Here is a 19,372-nt window from a genome sequence, read left to right as displayed (position 1 = left end):
GCTTGTGGAGAAAGTCTACAAACATGTTGTTGAAAACATAGCCTCCGGCAAAATTGACAAAGTGACGGGGATTCAGGTCATCAATCTGCTGAAGCAGGAAGAAGCAAATCATCAAGAGGATATAGCAGTCATAGGCATGAGCCTTAAATTTCCCCATGCGAATCATCCGGAGGAATACTGGCACATTGTTGAGCAGGGGATTGATTGCATAGGTGATTATCCATCTGATCGAAAATCTGTAACGGATGAGTACCTCAGACTAAGCGGATATTCAGACGAATTCCTTCAATATCTGGATGGTGCTTTTCTGGATGAAGTGGATCAATTCGACTATAAGTTCTTCCGTCTCTCTCCAAAAGAGGCCAGTCTGATGGACCCTTGTCATCGTTTATTTTTGCAAACGGCATGGCATGCCATCGAAGATGCCGGTTACGGCGGGCAAAGGCTTGCAGCAAGCAATACCGGCGTCTTTACCGGATTTGCCAATAGCAACAACTATAAGGAAATGATCAAGGATACTAATCCGGAAGAGTTGTCTATTGCGATGACTGGAAATATCGCGTCAATGCTTCCTACCCGCATCTCGTATCTGCTTAATCTAAAAGGACCGACCATGGTAGTGGATACTGCTTGTTCGTCCTCGCTAGTATCCGTTTATCTGGCTTGTAAATCGCTGATGAACGGGGATTGCAACATGGCGATTGCCGGAGGAGTTAAGCTGGATATTTTGCCAGTGGATAATGATTTTCTGAAGATTGGGATTGAATCCACCGACTACCGGACAAGAGCTTTTGATAAAGAAGCAGATGGATCCGGTATGGGTGAAGGTGTGGCTGCAGTAATTTTGAAGCCGCTTCGTCAGGCTCAGAAGGATGGAGACCACATCTATGGTGTAATCAAAGGCATCGCCTTGAATCAGGATGGAACGTCCATGGGCATCACGGCCCCCAATCCGGTTGCTCAATCCGAAGTAATCGAGGAAGCGTGGAAGCGAGCAGGTATCCACCCGGAATCCCTGGCCTATATTGAAACTCATGGAACAGGAACGAATCTGGGTGACCCTATCGAAATTCAGGGGCTGGAACGTGCTTTTCGAAAATATACGAATAAAAAGCAATTTTGTGCAATCGGTTCGGTCAAAACCAATGTCGGGCATCTGTATGAAACAGCAGGGATGGCCAGTCTGATCAAGGGTCTTTTATCATTGTATCATCGGAAACTCCCGCCTTCCCTTCATTTTAATTGTCCAAACCTGAATATTGATTTTGGGAATTCACCCGTCTATGTCAATACAAGGTTAAGAGAGTGGGAGCGAGGTGCTGATCCGCGTAGATGCGGGATAAGCACATTTGGTTTGAGCGGAACGAATTGTCATATAGTGCTGGAAGAAGCTCCTGTACAGGCCACGCTGAACGTTACGGATGATGGGCATACGGGTGTTCATCCATTCACGTTGTCTGCGGGATCAGTTAATGGAATTCAAATCCTGATGAAACAGTATCTGGACGGAGTATCTACCTTCCCTGACAGGTATTCATTACTGGATGTGTGTCGAACAGCCAATGCATGTCGCGGACATTATGCTCACCGAGTGATCATTTTGGCTGAACATTTGGAGGATTTGCGCATTAAGCTAACCCAGGTTATATCTGGAGACTTTCACACGTTCACAGCACCTTGGTTTCATTATGGGGAACACCGACTGATCAGCGACAATCGGGAAGTTTCAGGGGGACATGATATTACCCAGAAAAACGTTCGTGCGTTAAGTGAAGAGGTCAGACAAAAATTGAACCAGATGAATGAGGCTACATTCGACTGGGGGCGCCTGTGTACTCTTTACGTGCAAGGGGCATCCGTGGACTGGTGGCGTCTGTATGAGGGCAAGTCTACGAAGACCGTACCTCTGGCGGGTTATCCTTTTGATCCGCAGAAGTGCTGGATTGACATGGGAAGCAGACCAGCAGAAGAGAGTGTCCACCCTGACAACGGATTGTTTTCTCTTACGTGGCATGAGCTTGAGGGAGAGTACGAGGATAACGAAGTTCATTCAAGCGAGAGAGTTGTACTCTTTACAGCCGATGACAAAGGTGGGGCTGACCTTGCATTGCTTTTGCAACAATCGGGTAAGGACGTCATTAAGGTTTGCCCGGGAGATTACTTTGAACAGAGGAACGATACTGATTTTCGAATTGGTTCGAAAGAGGTCGATTTTGATTCTTTAGTCAATGCTTTGGATTTAAAATCATGGTCACAGGTCATCTACGCACCTACCTTTGCTTCGGACACTTCTGTTCAGAATCTGGTGGAGTTGAATGAATCACAGGAACGCGGCGTTTACAGCCTGCTGTATCTGGTTCGTTCATTGACCAGACATGGTATTGATTATGATATGGATATGGTGATTTTGACCCAATGTGTCCATCATGTCACAGGCAAAGAACAGCTTCTTAGACCTGAGCTCGCACCGCTAGAAGGTCTTGCCAAGGTGATACGTAAGGAGCATCTGAACATACAATGTCGAGTTATCGACGTGGAAGATATGCTATGGAGCAAGGGGAGTGCAGAGTCTGTTTTCAGAAAAACAGATCACTTCCTTACCGCCATTCGAGACGGAAAACGGTATGTTCAGTCATTCGGTACACTCCAGCCTGTTGCAGAGTCGGACAGTAACAACGGACAATTTCCAGCTCTTCATTCAGAAGGGATATATCTTGTGTCTGGTGGAGCCGGAGGTGTCGGGATTGAAGTATCCAAATATTTGGCTGGCAGGGACAAGGTACATCTGGCCTGGATTAATCGTATTGCCTTTCCACCCCGGAGAACATGGGAAGCAATTTTGGAAGCACAGCAGGATCAGTCGTTATGCCGAAAGATTCAGGGAGTGCTTGATATTGAAAATATGGGAGCTACCGTTGAAATATACAGCGCTGACATTTCCAAAAAAGAAGAGATAGTTCCAATTGTAGAAGAGCTGCGTCAACGTCATGGGAAGATTCGGGGAGTTATCCATGGTGCGGGAATCGGAAGATCCGACTTATTAATGAATCGTACGGATGACCAGTTTAAAAGCATCTTCAACCCTAAGGTTATGGGTACACGCATTTTGGATGAAGTTACCCATTCGGATGATCTGGATTTCTTTATTCTGTTTTCTTCGGTAGCAACGATGTTTAGCGGAGCCGTTCAAGGAGATTATACCGCAGCCAATGCTTATCTGGATGCCTACGGGGAATATCGGAACAAGCTCGGCAGAAGGACACATGTGGTGAACTGGACGACCTGGAAAGAAACCGGTATGGCCCTCGAAGGTGGTTTCACAATCGATACCATTTTTAAGACGCTGCCAACCGGTAAAGCTCTTGAAGGGTTCGAGCAGGTGTTATCTCATAATGTACCGAGAGCACTTGTAGGTTATCTCAATTATGAGAACGGTGGAGTCTTTCTGCTCGAAAAATCAGGGGTGATGCTATCTCCTGTGCTGACTGCGCAAATTGAACTATTCAAGGAGAAAAAGAAGCAGGAAAAAGCGACCAAAGCAAAGAGTGCAGCGACAAATCCAGCAGGAGAAGTGAGTTTGACAGGAAGTCTCAACGAAGAGTTTAGTGATACGGAAAAACGTGTAGCCGAATGTTGCAGAAAAATATTGGGTTTTGATCAAATCGATATTCACGACAACTTCTTTGAACTAGGTGCGGACTCTATTCTGCTGATGAAAATTCAGAGTGAGATTGAGCGGATTTTTCCAGGAGCCATTAATGTTACGGATCTGTTCGAATACTCGAATGTTCATCATCTCGCAAAATTTATCGGTGGAAAAAACAAGAAGGAGGAACAGCGTCCTTCTCCAGCGATGCATCTCAAGAAGCGTACTGCGGCGGAACGAGATGGAGATATTGCGATTATCGGCATGGCTGTGAATGTGCCGCTTGCTTCCACACCTGAGGAGCTGTGGGCGCATCTCGTCAACGGCACGGATCTGGTTCGGTCGTTTCCGGAATCGAGAAAAGTGGATATTGACAAGCATTTTGCGTTCACAGGTCATGACCAGACACAGATGAAATACAACGAGAACGCGTATCTGGAAGACATAGACAAGTTTGATGCAGGTTTCTTTCGGTTATCGCCCAAGGAAGCAAGTCTTATGGATCCCAATCAGCGATTATTTCTTGAAGCTGCGTGGACTGCAATTGAGGATGCAGGGTATGGCGGCACCAGATTGAGTGGTAGTAAAACGGGCGTATATCTTGGATATGCGGCAACCTTGCGAGATCTGTATGCACGTCTCTTATATGAAGTTGATCCTGGGAGCGGTTCAAGCTCCATGGTGGGTAATCTGACAGCCATGATGTCTGCGCGGATCTCATATTTATTGGATCTAAAGGGTCCAAGCATGGTTATTGATACGGCCTGTTCATCTTCATTGGTGTCTGTAGACATGGCTTGCAAAGCTATTCGTAGCGGACAATGTGATTATGCACTGGCTGGCGGAATCAAGATTAATCTGTGCCCGGTGGATGATGAAAATATGAAACTTGGCATTGAGTCTACAGATCATCGCTCCAAAGCTTTTGATGATGAAGCAGATGGAGCAGGTATTGGAGAAGGGGTTGCAGTGGTACTGCTGAAATCACTTCAGCAGGCATTGGATGACCATGATTCGATCCATGCTGTAATTAAAGGCGGGGCTGTGAATCAGGATGGCAGTTCAATAGGCATCACGGCACCTAATCCGGCATCTCAAACAGAGGTAATTATATCTGCTTTGGAGGATGCAGGAGTTGAACCGGAGACAATCACCTACATTGAAACACACGGCACGGGCACGACATTGGGAGATCCGATTGAAATTAAGGGCATATCCGATGCACTGTCGAGCTACACAGATCGCAAGCAGTTCTGTGCGGTGAGTTCCATCAAGACAAACTTGGGGCATTCTTCGGAGGCTGCTGGAGTGATTAGTTTGGTGAAGGCGGTTATGGCACTGCGTGAGAAAAAGCTTCCTCCGACGCTGTACTTTAATCGACCTAATCGAATGATTGAATTTTCCAATTCACCGGTCTTTGTGAATACCCGTCTGCGTACTTGGCATTCCGAGGAAGGACCGCGACGTTGTGGGATCAGCGCGTTTGGGATTAGTGGAACCAATTGTCACGTTATCCTGGAAGAGGCCCCAGTACAAACATTTGTCCAAGCTGAGGAACGCAGACCTTATATTTTGCCTCTTTCCGCCAAAAGTAAAGACTCTCTGTCCAGATTGATCGCAGCTTATCATGATTATCTCGATAGTTACGATGAACTGGATTTGTTAAGCCTGTGCGGAACAGCTGCTCAGGGAAGAGGACACTACAAGTTGCGTATCGCCATTGCTTTTAAAGACAAAGAAGAGCTGTTAGCCCGATTGGACAAACTGCGTGAATGCCCGTTTAGCGAGATTAAACCGCCCGTTGCTTATGCATCTGAACATCGGATGGTTCCCGAGACGAAGGAGCCTGGTGTTGGCGAATTGACGGAACGAAAACTTCGTGAACTAAACGAGAAATCAGATAGGGTACTGAATCTCATTAAAGACCACGGATGGGAAGATCAGCACTTGGAGGAAATATCGATTCTTTATACACAGGGAGCCGATATTGACTGGTCCAGATTGTACGCAGAAGAGGAAACCTTCCGGCTCCATCTTCCAACGTATCCTTACGAGCGCAATCGTTGCTGGATTGATATTCCCGAACGAGTGGCGGTTCAACCAGCGGTTGTGCAGAAGGAAGAACCAACGATGCATTACACCATTGGCTGGGTGGAAGCGAATAATCCTGAGAGGCTTATTCCGAATCCGCAAACCGTCTTGCTTTTGAAGGGGACAATTCCTTTATGTGACAGTCTCTCCCGGGAACTTACTGAACGTGGAGCACATGTAATTGAAGTTACTCTTGGTGCAACATATGCGAAGATCTCTCCGGTTCATTATCAGATCGATGGTTCGGAGGATCAGTATCTGCAATTATTGAAGGCTACGAAGAATCACAGAATAGATCAGATTATTCACACCTTTACCATAAATGGTCATACAGCACCCGAGAGTCCGAAGGAACTGGAGGATGCCTTATCCCAAGGTGTGCATAGCTTGTTTTACCTCACGAAAGCCATTGCAGGTGCAGGATTGCGAAATCGAATGCGCATTGTTCTGTTATCCCAGTATGTTAACGAAGTTAGCGGCCACGAATTACACCTTGCTCCTGAATATGCAACGATGTTTGGCTTGGGCAAAGCGATTGGACAAGAGCATCCTCAGCTGGAATGCAAAGTCATGGATATAGATGATGACACCGCTATTCCTATTTTGCTTAATGCAATGAATGCAGATGATGTTTTCTACTCCACTGCTTATCGGAATGGTCAACGATATGTGGAAGAGTTTAGGAAAACAGATCTGTTGGGAGCTGAGCTCTCTGATGTAACCATTAAGGAGCAGGGGGTCTATCTCATCACCGGCGGAATGGGCGGAATTGGCAGAGCATTTGCAGAACACTTTGCCAACAGACACAACGTTACCTTGATTCTTGCAGGCAGATCGGATTTCCCTGATCGGGAAACATGGCCAGCCATTTTGGAGGATAACAAGGATCTGGAGCAATGCAACAAAATTAAATGGATACAGTCGATTGAGAACAAAGGTTCCACAGTAGGTCTCTACAGCGTGGATACAGGTGATCTTCAACAAGTATCAAGACTCATCGAGAACATCCGAGAACAGTACGGCAAAGTGGATGGCATTGTTCATGGCGCAGGTGTGGCCGGTGAGGGATTCCTCGCAGCCAAGGATGCCGAGACTTTCAACCGTGTACTGCTTCCGAAAGTCCAGGGAACCTGGAATATGGATCAGGCAACAGCCCACGACCCTCTGGATTTTCTTGTTCTGTTCTCAACCACTTCAACGTTGTTCAGCTCTCCGGGTCAAGGAGATTATTCAGCAGCGAATAGCTATCTGGATGCTTATGCAGCGTATCGCAATCGCAGGGGTGGACGAACATTAACGATCAATTGGGTGGCCTGGAAAGAGACCGGGATGGCCAAAGATTTTGGCGTAAATGACGACATGGTGTTCAAGTCTGTTTTAACAAAGTCTGCATTAAAGGCCTTTGACCAGGCTTTTCAGCGTAAAGTGCATCGGTCTATCATCGGCGAACTGAATTATGACTCGGAATATATGGCCTACGTAGGTGACATGCCAATGATGATGTCGGAGGAAGTATACAACACGATTCAGGATCAAAGTGCCAGCGTGATTGCTGAAGTGGAGATGAGAAAGGCAACGATGAACAAAGAAATCTCTTTACACGGCCGCAATGATGGTCAATATACAGCCATGGAACAGATGTTATCCCGGATTTGGTCACTTCATTTGGGACTGACAGAAATGGATCTGTATGATGATTTTTACGAATATGGCGGTGATTCCATTATTGGACTCAAGATGGCATCGGATATATACAGGGAAACGGGGATACAGGTTAATCCTTCGGATGTGCTGCAATTTCCGACGATCTGGGGACTGGGAGTGCACCTGCAATCTCTGGTCGATGTGGAGAATGCAACAGTCGGACAACAGTCTATCCCTCGTGCAGAAGCCAAAGAAGAATATCCACTTTCATCAGCTCAAAAAAGGATATTCTACCTTTGTACTCAGGACCCGGACAACATCAGCTATAACCTGAACAAGGCGTTGATTATGGAGGGGAATTTTGACCCTTTCACGTTGAATGGTTATATGAACACTCTGATTCAGCGCCATGAATCGTTCCGTACATCATTTCACTGGGAACAAGGAGAGCCGATTCAGAGAATTCACGAGAACGTGGATTTTTCGATCGAAACGTTGCCAGATGTCATTCGTGGAACGGAAGCAGTGGAGGATGTAGTGAAGCAGTTTGTCCGACCGTTTGATCTGGAAGCGGCACCGCTGATTCGCATGATTGTCGGTTCGTTGGATGACGGTCGTCATCTGTTGATGTTCGATGTGCATCACTTGGTTACAGATGGTATGTCGATGGACAATATGATGCACGAAATTACGTCAATGTACAGTGGTTCACCCCTGCCGGATATTCCTTATCAGTATAGGGATTACTCGGAGTGGAGCAACCAGTATCAGCAATCGGATTCGATTAAATCACAGGAAGCCTTCTGGCTGGAAACGCTGAAAGGGCCATTGCCCACACTTCAACTTCCAACAGACTTTATACGGCCTGATCGAAAAACCTATGATGGAGCCAAAATGACTTTTTATGCCGACGAAGCACTCACTGCTCGTATAGGCAAGCTTGGAGCACGTACAGGAACCACGCTATATATGTTGCTCTTATCCGCCTTAAATGTCCTGTTGCATAAATATACGAACCAGAGTGATATACTCATCGGTTCGCCTGTAACGGGTCGCCAACAGGGTAACTTTGATGCCACCATTGGCATGTTTGTGAATACAATCGTCCTGAGAAACGAACCTGTGCCTGATGACTCATTCAGGGAGTTACTTCTGGATGTGAAGCAGCGTACGTTATCGGCTTTTGCGCACCAGGACTGTCAATTCGACCGAATTGTGCAACTTGTGAATAGTACACGTGATCCGAGCAGAAATCCGCTGTTTGATGTGTATTTTGCACTGCAAAATGTAGGGATGTATACCGGAGAGATTGAGGCTTTCAAAGGCACATTAATTGATTATGACAGTGGAGTTTCACGGTTTGATCTGGCACTGGATGCGATTGAGCGGGAGGGTACGATCGAGTTTATTCTGGAATATAATACGAGCTTGTTCTTGCCTGGCACAGCTGAATATATCGCCAAAGATTTCGTGAAAATTCTCGAGATCATTTCAGAACAGCCGGATACATTGATCTATGATATTGAAGTTGATCGTGTCACGGATATCACGGATGAAGCTGTAGATGAAGAAGTGAATTTCAATTTCTAGCCAGATCACAGAGGGGCGTTGATAGGAATGAAGGTTGGTGTAATCGGAGCAGGCGTCATGGGAAAAGGGGTTGCGCAGAGCCTTGCCCAGTCCCGGCACAACGTGGTTTTGATCGACGTGAGTGATGAAGTTTTGGATCAGGCGAGAACAGCCTTGTTTACCAATATCCGATTTTCGGGATTTTACAACAAGGATACCGAAGCCGAAGACCCGGAAACTGTGCTTTCGCGTGTGGAGTTTACGACACATTATGATTCGCTCAGCGATGCTGATTTTATTATTGAGAACGTGCCTGAGCAATGGGATGTGAAAAAAGAGGTCTATGCACAGCTTGAAAACTATTGCCCCGATTCTTGCATTTATTTGGTCAATACATCATGCATTTCGATTACAAAAGTGGGTTCCATCACCAGACGGCCTGATAAGGTCATCGGTGTACATTTTATGAATCCGGTCCCGTTAAAGCCCGTAGTCGAAGCTATTCAGGGTTATCACACTTCGGATACAACGATTGAAGCGACCAGATCCCTGCTCCATACCATGGGCAAAGAAGCCATACTGGTACAAGATCTCCCCGGTTTTGTATCCAACCGAATATCCCATCTTCTAATGAATGAAGCTGCCTTTGTCGTTCAGGATCAGGTAGCTTCACCGGAAGAGGTTGATGACATATTCGTCAAATGTTTCGGACATAAGATGGGCCCGCTTCACACAGCGGATTTGATTGGTCTGGATACTGTGGTTCATTCATTGGATGTACTCTATGAGAGTTATCAGGACCCGAAATACAGAGTATGTCCCTTGCTTCGCAAGATGGTGGATGCCGGATTGTTAGGCGCAAAAAGCGGTCAAGGCTTCTTTGAGCACGTGATTCTGTAAGTGTATCGACTATAAATTATACGAGGTGACTGTGCATGGAGTCCAAAGTCAAAGTAAAAACATTTCTGAGTCGTTTCTATCGCAAACGTGAAATTCAGGATGATGAGGATATTTTTGAATTGGGTTTTGCCAATTCCCTGTTTGCGATGCAGATGGTGATGTTTCTGGAGAAAGAATTCAACATTCGGATTGAGACCCAAGATATGGATCTGAGCAACTTCCGTACGTTGAACAAGATTAATGAACTGATTGAACGAAAGACAGCATAGACTGCCTGAAGGTCTTGAAGCAATAGTTTGGAACAATATGCCAAGGAGGGGTTCAGGTATGGGTGATCCATCGGTAAGTTCGGTAATGGACAAGCAAAAGCAAGAGAAGGTGAAGCTGGTCGTCTGGGATCTGGATAATACAATCTGGGAAGGTGTCCTTCTGGAAGATGAGAATGTTGTCTTGAGAGAGGGAATTATTGATGTGATCCAGACACTGGACGAGCGTGGGGTTCTGCAATCCATCGCCAGTAAAAATGACCATCAGACAGCCATGGAGAAGCTTGAGGAATTCGGAATTCATGAATACTTCCTATACCCCCAGATTCACTGGAATTCCAAGTCGAGCTCGATTCAATCCATCATAACTTCCATTAATATCGGAGCGAATACGGTTGCTTTTGTGGATGATCAGATGTTTGAGCTGGAAGAGGTACAGTTTGAGCATGCTGAAGTTCGATGCATAGATGCTGCCCAGTACCTGGACATTCCCGATATGGAGATGATGAATCCCCGTTTTATTACAGAGGACTCCAGACTTCGCCGTTTAATGTACAAAAGCGATGAGATCCGTAATAAGGCGGAAGAGGAATTCACAGGTCCCAAAGATGACTTTCTGGCTTCACTTGGCATGACATTTACGATTTCTCCCCTCAAGGGAGATGATCTGCAGCGTGCAGAAGAGTTAACGGTGCGGACTCATCAGCTGAACACTACAGGGTATACCTATTCCTATGAAGATCTGGAACAACTCAGTCAATCTCCTAATCACAAACTTCTCATTACAGGACTGGAAGACAAGTATGGAGCATATGGAAAAATTGGACTCGCTTTGCTTGAGATGGAAGAGGAGTACTGGACCGTGAAGCTGCTGCTGATGTCTTGCCGTGTAATGTCGCGAGGGGTAGGCACGATTCTCATGAATTATATCCTGGAACAGGCGAAAGAAGCCGGGGTCAAGATACGGGCTGAATTCAAAATGACCGATCGTAATCGGATGATGTATCTGACCTATAAATTTGGCGGATTCAAAGAAATCCATCAGGAAGAGGACCTTGTCATTTTTGAACACGACATGAGCTATATTCAGAAAATTCCTTCATATGTGGAACTGAACATTATTAATAATTAATACACCAACCCTATTAATGGAGGTTACGATATGGAAAAAATAGCACTGCTGTTTCCGGGACAAGGTTCTCAGTATGTAGGTATGGGAAAGAGTTTCTATGATCAATATAGCATTGCCAAGCAAACGTATGAGGAAGCGAGTGACGTTGCAGGTGTGGATCTGGCAAAACTATGTTTTGAAGGAAGTCTATCTGAACTGAATCAGAATGAGAACATGCAACCTGCTCTTCTGGCAACGAATGTAGCGGCTTTCAGAGTGTATATGGAAGAAGTGGGGATTCGACCACAATTTTGTGCAGGTCACAGTATGGGTGAATATTCGGCGTTGGTATGTTCAGGTGCCATGACATTTTCCGATGCTGTTCGAATCACCAAATTGCGTGGTGCAATGATGCAGATTCATATTGATCGGGGCACAGGATCCATGACCATTATGGACGGTATTGACGCATCCATTGTGGAGCAACTCTGTGAACAATACAGCGGCGAGCAGGGTGTAGCTGTGGTCTCCTGTTATAATTCGCCAACACAAGCTGCCGTATCCGGTCATCAATACGTACTGGAGGAGATCGAAGCAGCCGTATTGGATGCCGATGGTCAGGTTACTCCCCTAATGTCCAGTGCACCCATTCATAGTTCGCTGATGGCGGAAGATGCAGAGCGGCTCGGTCAAGAACTGGCAAAGTATTCGTACAATATGTTCAAATGGCCGGTACTATCCAATGTTACAGGTCAACCTTATGGTGATGTGGAGCGAATTCCGGGATTGCTGACAGATCAGATGGTCAAACCTGTGCAATGGACACGGATTCTTCAATACCTTGAGCGTTTCGGTGTCACACTTGCCATCGAAATGGGACCCAAAAATGTATTGAATAAATTGACTAAAACGAACTGTCCTGATATCAATTCGCTCTGCTTTGGTGAAAAAGCGGAACGTCAAAAATTGATCAGCATGTTTCAATCGGATGGCAAGAAGAAAAAAGGAATACCCACAGTCATAACTAAATGTTTAGCCATTGCAGTGGCAACGCCGAACCAGAATTGGGATGAAGCAGAGTATCAACAAGGTGTTGTTCAGCGTTACAAACGAATCCAGGCAATTCAGGAGCAGGTTGAAAATGCGGGGGACAAACCCTCAAAAGAGCAAATGATAGAAGCGTTGGAACTGCTCAAGGGCATCTTTGAAACTAAAAAGTTACCTGTTAAAGAAAGAAATCAGTGGATGAATCATATCATTGATGATACTGGACATCACTACGAACTGGCTGAGTATCTGGTACACGAAGCTGTCGGCGTAAAGTGATTACATTAGGGGCGAAATACGCTGTAATAGCGTATTCGCCCTCCCATGAATTCAGCAATACAGGCAATACATAAAGGGGGAGAACAAGTGAGAGTGCTATCCGCTGAGAACGTCACTAAGTCCTATGGTAAACACCTAGCGTTAGATAACATGTCCTTTGAGCTTCGCAAGGGTGAGATCCACACAATTCTGGGGACCAACGGTTCAGGGAAAACAACATTTATTAAAGTCCTGGCGACTCTGTTGACCAAGGACTCCGGAATTGTCAATATCGGCGGCTACGATTTGGATACCGATGCGAACATCATCAGGAGACTAATTGGATACGTGGGTCAAGATACTGAACGCTCTGCGTATGCGAGATTAACTGTTCGAGAGAACTTAATATTCTTTGGAAGACTTACCGGACTTAGCAAACAAGAGATTTCTAACCAGATTGACAAATTAAGTACGTATCTGGATTTCTCGGAACATCTGAACAAGCAATTCATGCAATTATCGGGAGGCCAAAAGCAAACCGTTGTCATTATGCGAGCCCTGCTGCATGATCCTGAAGTGATATATCTGGATGAACCGACCAAGGGCCTGGATCCCGTGATCTCCAGACGTGTACGTGAGTTCATTAAAAGTTATGTGCGGGATGAGGGGAAATCCATTATTCTGACCTCTCACATTCTGACTGAGGTAGAGGACATGACGGACCGTGTGTCCCTGATGCGTAAAGGAACGCTCCTTAAAACAGGTACAATTGCAGAACTAAAATCCAACCTGGGCGCAGTTGAATTCATCGACATTCCCAGAGCAGACTTGCCCCCTTCCATTCAGGAGCGAATCACTGCTCTGCCGGAGGTAACTTCCACTATTATTCGTGAGGAGGAAGACACGGTTTCCTTCGGAATCACGAACCTGTACGACGGGATGGGCGCGGTTATTAGTGAATTAAAAGAAGGCAATATCCATACGACCATTCAGCATAGACAACTAACACTTGAAGATTTGTTTGTTCAGCTCTATGTGAAGTCTGATGAGAATTTAGAGTACACATTGGCAGGAGGCAGAGAACAGTGAGTATCGAATACGCTAAAACCGGGACAGGTCAGGAAACGCTAAAGCTGCAAGCGATAGGTAAACCTACCGGATTTTTCACCGTCGTGTGGGCAACAACCGTGAAGGAATTGCAGATTGCTGTAAGGTATCTGCCCAACTTCTTCGGTAACTTCCTACAGTTGGGTCTACGAGTACTCTTTTTCCTGCTGATGTCCACGTTTGTTGTATACGAGGGAGAGAATGTACTTCAAGGAGATAACCTGTTTATCTTTTATCTGGGTGCAATACTTGTATGGTTGTTCTACGGAGTAGCGTTAAACGCACCGCTCGGCGCCGTGACGAATGATCTCCATAACGGCACTTTGGAGTATCTGTACTGCAATCCAATCTCTCGTTATGCGTATTATGTAGGGACGGTTGTAGCCAGTGCATTAATGAATGTCATTGTGTTCATACCGATGTATATCCTGCTTGTTCTGTACGCAGGTCTCAACTTTGCTGAATCCATGATGATTCTAGTCACCTGTCTTGTGGTCATCGTTGCATTAATGGCGCTTGGCGTCATGATTGCACTACTGGGGATTCTGTACCGCCAGGTCTCATCCATTGTGGGTATTTTGTTTATCATGTTTGAATTTGTAGCAGGTGCTTATTTCCCAGTGGACCAGTTTCCGGCAGTCGTTCGTTGGATCGCATATCTCCTGCCTTATACCTGGGGGTATGATATGGTGCGTTATTACAGTTTCAAAACAGAGTGGGTACCCCTTGCACCGATCTGGATGGAATGGTGCATCCTCATCTTTTTTGCCATTTCGTATACAATCATCTCAATCGTTATGCTGCGCAAGGTAGAAAAGATGGCAAAGAAAAAAGGTCTCAACCTAATCTGATTATTCTTGATCCCAAAGAGAAGGGGAGGCGTGCTAATTGTCAGCAGAGCCAGGTGCATTCATGCAAAATTTGCTATTATCGAGCCGAAAGTTCGAAGAGGAGAAGCAATATTGGCTAAACCATCTCTCGGGGGACCTTCAATTCAGCATGTTTCCTAGTGAACAAACGAGGGCAACATGGGGTGAGCAAGTGTTTGAGGAGATGCAATTTGCATTTCCTCAACCTGTTTCAGAACAAATCTTTCGCATTTCCGGGAACACCGAAGCAGGGGCATTTATTCTTCTTCTGGCAGGTGTCACATACGTGTTACACCGTTATCTGGACAATGACGATATAACTGTAGGTATTCCCGCTTCATCTGGTGCAACAAATTCAAGTCAACTACGTGCTATTCGCATCAATTTTGGTGAAGAGTGTTCTTTTAAGGAAGTTGTTCTTCAGCTCAGGACCCTTGTGGGTGCAGCCAAAAAGTTTAACCATCTTTCGCTGGAGAAAATTCTTGAATTGCTTGGTCATGAAGGGACAGACTTGCCAAGGGTGGCCACTGTGGTTCGTATGGACAATATGCAGGAGAATCTACAGGAAACAGGCCCCCTAGCCGATATGGTGTTTTCACTTCAAATGTCTAAAGTGGGGCTGGCGCTACGCATGAATTACAATGCCGCAATATATTCTCCAGCAACTATTGAACAGATTGTAGACCACGTGATGCGTGTGCTCTCTATTTGTACAGCACATCCAGATGAGGGATTACATCATATAAAGATGCTCTCGCTCAAGGAAGACCAAGTTATTCAATATCTGAATGATACGGAGATACGTTTTCCTGAAGTTCGTTCAATCATCCAGATGATCCAGTCTTGGTCTGCGCAACAGCCGGATATTCCCGCAGTGATCTGCGGAGATAATATTCTTACCTATCGAAGCTTGGATTGCAAATCAGATCAAATTGCGAAATACCTGTTAGCTCAGGGAGTAAGATCAGGTGCTATTGTAGGAATTCTGTTAACCCGATCGGAAGACATGCTCTTGGCTATGCTGGGTGTACTTAAGGCGGGGGCTGCTTACATGCCGATGGACCCTGCATATGCAAATAATCGTTTGCAGTTCATGCTGGAGGATAGCCGGGCTGCGATTGTGCTAACGAAGCCCGATCTGATCGGCTCACTCATATACACAGGCCAAATAATCGATATTTCTCGCATGGAAGAATGGGATGACCAACATATCTCACTGCCAGTTGTTTCGTCGGAGCAGTTGGCTTATTTGATATATACTTCCGGATCTACAGGCAGGCCGAAAGGGGTCATGATTGAACATCGGGCACTAAGAAACTTTGTGGAAGGTGTATCCCGCAGTATTTCTTTTGAAGCTGGCAAACGAATTCTCACCCTCACAACATTTTCCTTTGATATCTTTGTACTGGAAACGCTCGGGGCACTCGCTAACGGGTTAACACTGATCATGGCAGTAGAGGAGGATCAGTTAAGTCCAAGCCGTATTGCGCATCTAATTGTTACTCACAACATTGAATTAATTCAAATAACTCCTTCTCGACTGCGGATGCTTCAGATTGGGCTTACAGTCGATTCACCGGTATGGAGCATGATTCAAATATTGATGATTGGAGGGGAAGCTCTACCGTATGCCTTGTATGAGGAGGTCGCGGGGATGACCTCTGCCCGCATCTACAATATGTATGGGCCCACAGAAACAACAATATGGTCGAGCATTAAGGAACTTTCCCCTACGGCGACAATTTCGATTGGTCATCCGATTGCCAATACCCGTATTTATATACTGGATAAGCGGTATCGGCATATGCCAATCGGAGCAACGGGAGAGTTATGCATCGCAGGAGATGGAGTAGCCAGAGGTTATTGGAACAGACCTGAGCTTACGGCCGAGAGGTTTGTAAAGGATCCTTTTCATGAAGGTGCTTATATGTATAAAACGGGAGATCTCGCACGTCTCAATGCTAATGGAGATCTGGAGTATCTGGGTCGTTCCGATTTTCAAGTGAAAATACGTGGTTATCGGATCGAACTCGGGGAGATCGAGAACAGGTTGCTCCAGTACCCGGCTATCTCGGCTGCTGCGGTCACAGTTCGGTCAGATCAGGATGGGCAGTCCCTGTTATGTGCCTATTACACAGTAACGGAGAGCCAAAGTCTCAATCAGGAGCAATTGCGATCTTTTTTGCTGACAGAGTTGCCTGAATATATGCTGCCCTCCAGATACACCATGTTGGATCATATGCCATATACGGCCAATGGGAAATTGGACCGAAAAGCTCTTCCAGATCCCTTGCTCTTACAGGGAGAAGGGGCAGATATTACACTTCCACGTAATGCATTAGAGCAGGTGCTCGCCGAATTGTGGTCGGATCTATTGCAATTGAAAGAGATTGACGTTCATGCCCGCTTCTTCGAAATTGGAGGACATTCACTGAATGTCATCAAACTTGAGGCGAATATGGAGAGGCAGAGTATTCCGCTTACTGCTGATGAAGTGATGCGGCATGAGACTATTGCATCACTGGCTGAAGTGCTTCGAAACAAGGGATATGCAGCGGATAAGTATAACTCTGAAAAAGAGATACTTCTTGAAGAGCAGGATATGCCAGAGACAGATGGTGCAATGAAGCAATGTACCGAGGAAGTCGGGGCAACGGCGGAAGCGGATCATCTTATATTACATCATTCCCATAGGCCAATAGTTATCATCGCAGGAATAGAGCCGTTTAATGATGTTTTCTACAAAAACTGCTTCTATAATTCACTCTTTCCCGTATTGAACTTCTATTCTATTGGTGTACTGCCTGTGATGATTAACGACCGAATGCACTATAGATTCGATGAACATCAGGGCATACTCCGATTAGAGTATCAAGCTGTATTATCAGATGACCAGCTAATTGAGCGTATGGGGATAACTTATGAATTGAAAACCTACAGCGGGGATGTACGAAAAGAGATTATAGAAGCGGTTAACTTGAACCGCCCAGTAATTATCCGAGTGGACTGTTATTACGAGTCCTTGCGCAAAGACATGTATTTACGTACCCACTGGCCTCATTCCTTATTAATCTATGGGTATGATCTCCAGCGGCAAGTGTTCCATGTAATAGAACATGATCACCGGGACAATCTCACGTATCAACCGATGGAGATGCCTATGAAAGATATTGTACAAGCTTACGAAGGATTCGTACGGCATTTCATGGAGGAAGAAGAAGTACCCACGTTCTACGCATTTTCAGCTTGTGAAACTGACTCACACAAAAGAAACAGCATCATGCTGGGAGAACTGCGTGATATGTTTATTGATCATGTGCGCGTTACACCAGGAGAGATTAATCAGGAACTGAGTCATCTTCTGTCCTTCATACAGAAGATGTATCAGTTCAATGAAGAAGATTCACCTGATATGGTCTATGCTGAACTTGTTCTACAATCCATTGTAGACATTGTGAATGCCAAAAAGGTCGAAACCTATCGTATGCAACGGTTATATGAACATCATACCGATCTTGTTTCTGCTGCTCAGGCAATACAGGATCATTGGGGTGAGTTACGTAATGTGCTGGCGAAGGCGGTATATCGGGAGAATATGACACATAATCAGTGGAGAAAATTCACAGGCAAGCTGGAAGCCATTCATGAACTGGAGAAGCATAACTTAATAAATTGCTCAGGATTGGAGATCAGTCATGATTAAAAAATTGCAAGTGAACGAGCCTTTAATGACTACCTACCCACATCACGCGAGTCTCTTTTCCATGCTGGACTTGGACAAGCGTTCACGTAGCTGGATTTATCATAATTATCTATTGGTCATCCTGCATCACAATGATGAAGGGGGCTATGGATTAGACGTCTGTTCACAGTATTATCCTTGGCACAAATTCAAAATGTCGACATGCCCCATGTTGATTACAAGGGTGTACGATAGAGATATGATTTTAAAACAGTGGGAACTGCAAGATTTTATAGTGGAACTAATTCAAAAGAATAATTATATTTATTTCCTGAGAAATATTCCTGGCGGTGGTAAACATGAGGTATTCATCTCTGGATTCGATTCGGATCGTAAAGAGTTTCTGTGCCATGATTTTTGGGATGGATTCTACGGTGAAAAATGGCTTCCCTATGATGAGATCACTGTTATTCAAGATTCGAATTTCGATGCTGAATGGTCTACGGATTACCTAAACGGAATATGGGCCATTGAAAAGACAGATGAGTACAAGGAACCAAGTGAATATTATTATGAAACGGTTCTCCAGTTCTCCAAAGAGGATCTAATGAATATTTTGAAAGAATACGTAGGAGAGACTAATCAAGTTCGCAGTATTCTGAGAAAGGATCACCGTTATCTTGGAAGTGAAATATACGATAAGATGATTGATATGCTGGGGATGCAGAAGAAAGGGATGCAAAATCAGCCGTTTGCTATACATCCTTTTCACCTGCTTTACGAACATAAACAACTGCTTGCTCAAGCCATACTTGACATTCTCCCCGATCCTTCGATAAAAATAAGGTTGGAAGAGCTGGTTAGCGAAGCTTTAAAACTCCGTAATCTGGTCATGTATATGAATCAATTCATCATGGAGCAGGGTGTATACAAAAAGTATGATGTCATGCTGGATAAAATCATTGAATTGAAAAATATGGAATTGGATATTATGAAACATGTATTCGAATACGAGTATCAATCACAGTTAGGACAATAACTAATACGATGTATAGCCGATAAGATAGACCCATTCATTTAATTCTTGAATGGGTCTATTGAACTTTTCTATTATACTTTCCGATGACGTTACCCTAATATGGATAATAACCTACTTTTTATATAGGAATTATATAGTATGGA

General features: G+C 45.0%; 9 protein-coding genes. All 9 read left to right on the top strand.

Features of this window, described 5'->3' with window-relative positions; all coding sequences use genetic code 11:
* Positions 1-4 precede the first annotated feature (4 nt).
* The 9 genes from J2X75_RS14660 to J2X75_RS14620 all read left to right on the top strand — a co-directional run bounded on the left by J2X75_RS14660 (position 5) and on the right by J2X75_RS14620 (position 19,229).
* Complete coding sequence (locus J2X75_RS14660) at positions 5-8,971, top strand: SDR family NAD(P)-dependent oxidoreductase (RefSeq protein WP_310337434.1); 8,967 nt, start codon at positions 5-7, stop codon at positions 8,969-8,971.
* Between the two features lie 27 nt (positions 8,972-8,998).
* Positions 8,999-9,850 (top strand): 3-hydroxyacyl-CoA dehydrogenase family protein, encoded by an 852-nt coding sequence (locus J2X75_RS14655; protein WP_192133323.1) that lies wholly within the window; start codon positions 8,999-9,001, stop codon positions 9,848-9,850.
* Between the two features lie 35 nt (positions 9,851-9,885).
* Entirely contained in the window at positions 9,886-10,119 is a 234-nt protein-coding gene (locus J2X75_RS14650; RefSeq protein ID WP_017686948.1) for an acyl carrier protein, read from the top strand.
* A 58-nt stretch (positions 10,120-10,177) separates the two neighbouring features.
* Positions 10,178-11,248, top strand: a complete 1,071-nt coding sequence (locus J2X75_RS14645) for an HAD-IIIC family phosphatase (RefSeq protein WP_192133325.1) — start codon at positions 10,178-10,180, stop codon at positions 11,246-11,248.
* Between the two features lie 30 nt (positions 11,249-11,278).
* Complete coding sequence (gene fabD, locus J2X75_RS14640) at positions 11,279-12,553, top strand: ACP S-malonyltransferase (RefSeq protein ID WP_310337432.1); 1,275 nt, start codon at positions 11,279-11,281, stop codon at positions 12,551-12,553.
* Positions 12,554-12,640: 87 nt separating this feature from the next.
* Positions 12,641-13,621, top strand: coding sequence for an ABC transporter ATP-binding protein (locus J2X75_RS14635; RefSeq protein WP_017686951.1), 981 nt, complete (start codon positions 12,641-12,643; stop codon positions 13,619-13,621).
* Positions 13,618-14,490, top strand: a complete 873-nt coding sequence (locus J2X75_RS14630; protein WP_310337431.1) for an ABC transporter permease — start codon at positions 13,618-13,620, stop codon at positions 14,488-14,490. Before J2X75_RS14635 ends, J2X75_RS14630 begins: the two co-directional genes overlap by 4 nt.
* Before the next feature lie 37 nt (positions 14,491-14,527).
* Positions 14,528-18,211: an amino acid adenylation domain-containing protein gene (locus J2X75_RS14625; protein WP_310337430.1), complete on the top strand. Its 3,684-nt coding sequence runs from the start codon at positions 14,528-14,530 to the stop codon at positions 18,209-18,211.
* Complete coding sequence (locus J2X75_RS14620; protein WP_310337429.1) at positions 18,204-19,229, top strand: hypothetical protein; 1,026 nt, start codon at positions 18,204-18,206, stop codon at positions 19,227-19,229. Before J2X75_RS14625 ends, J2X75_RS14620 begins: the two co-directional genes overlap by 8 nt.
* Positions 19,230-19,372: the final 143 nt, after the last annotated feature.

The sequence above is a fragment of the Paenibacillus sp. 2003 genome (assembly GCF_031455635.1).
In the GTDB taxonomy this organism is placed as follows: Bacteria; Bacillota; Bacilli; order Paenibacillales; family Paenibacillaceae; genus Paenibacillus; species Paenibacillus amylolyticus_B.
The sequence above is the reverse complement of the archived record's forward strand: the minus strand, read 5'-3'. Positions and strand labels throughout refer to the sequence as shown.

Excerpts from the sequence above, each read along its gene's own strand:
- J2X75_RS14655 (WP_192133323.1), top strand. The coding sequence starts at position 8,999 with ATGAAGGTTGGTGTAATCGGAGCAGGCGTCATGGGAAAAGGGGTTGCG.
- J2X75_RS14650 (WP_017686948.1), top strand. The coding sequence starts at position 9,886 with ATGGAGTCCAAAGTCAAAGTAAAAACATTTCTGAGTCGTTTCTATCGC.
- J2X75_RS14645 (WP_192133325.1), top strand. The coding sequence starts at position 10,178 with ATGGGTGATCCATCGGTAAGTTCGGTAATGGACAAGCAAAAGCAAGAG.
- fabD (WP_310337432.1), top strand. The coding sequence starts at position 11,279 with ATGGAAAAAATAGCACTGCTGTTTCCGGGACAAGGTTCTCAGTATGTA.
- J2X75_RS14620 (WP_310337429.1), top strand. The coding sequence starts at position 18,204 with ATGATTAAAAAATTGCAAGTGAACGAGCCTTTAATGACTACCTACCCA.